The 536-nt window shown below is 68.5% G+C and carries 2 pseudogenes; both read right to left on the bottom strand.

What is annotated here, in order from left to right:
• Positions 1-141, bottom strand: a pseudogene (gene proA / locus MOV74_RS40060) (gamma-glutamyl-phosphate reductase); the annotation flags it as partial.
• A 218-nt stretch (positions 142-359) separates the two neighbouring features.
• A pseudogene (locus tag MOV74_RS40055) lies at positions 360-536 on the bottom strand (glutamate 5-kinase); the annotation flags it as partial.

The following is a 536-nucleotide window of genomic DNA, read 5'->3' as shown; positions in this document are numbered from 1 at the left end:
CATGGCTTCGAGCGCCCGGGTCTTCTGCTCCGGCGGCGCCAGCGCCAGCACGCGCGCGGCAGCGCGGGCACGGGTTCCGAGATCGGTCATCAGGGCCTGAAGATCGGCGTTGCCGTCGACGGCTTTGAGGGAGGCGGCCATTGGAGTTTCAACCTTCTGCTAAGGCGGTGTCCTAGCACGGAAATCCCGCTTTTGCGAAGGGCGGGGAGGGTATGGCTGGGCTTCGGCCGGGTGGGGCGAGGCTTCGGCCACTGGCCCAGCCCAGACGTCATTCCGGGGCGATGCGAAGCATCGAACCCGGAATCTCGAGATTCCGGGTTCTGCGCTGGCGCACCGACCCGGAATGACGGAGGAGGCCCCTACCCGCCCATCACCAGATCGTCGCGGTGGATCATCTCCGACCGCCCGCTGATGCCGAGGATGGCCATCACGTCGGGGGAGGAGCGGCCCTTGATCTTCTCGGCGACCTCGGCGTCGTAGGCGATCAGGCCGCGGCCGACCTCGCTGGTGTCGGGGCCGCGGACGATCACGGCGTC

This window comes from Bradyrhizobium sp. SHOUNA76, from assembly GCF_023006445.1.
GTDB lineage: Bacteria > Pseudomonadota > Alphaproteobacteria > Rhizobiales > Xanthobacteraceae > Bradyrhizobium.
This window is presented reverse-complemented; position numbering and strand designations above follow the sequence as displayed.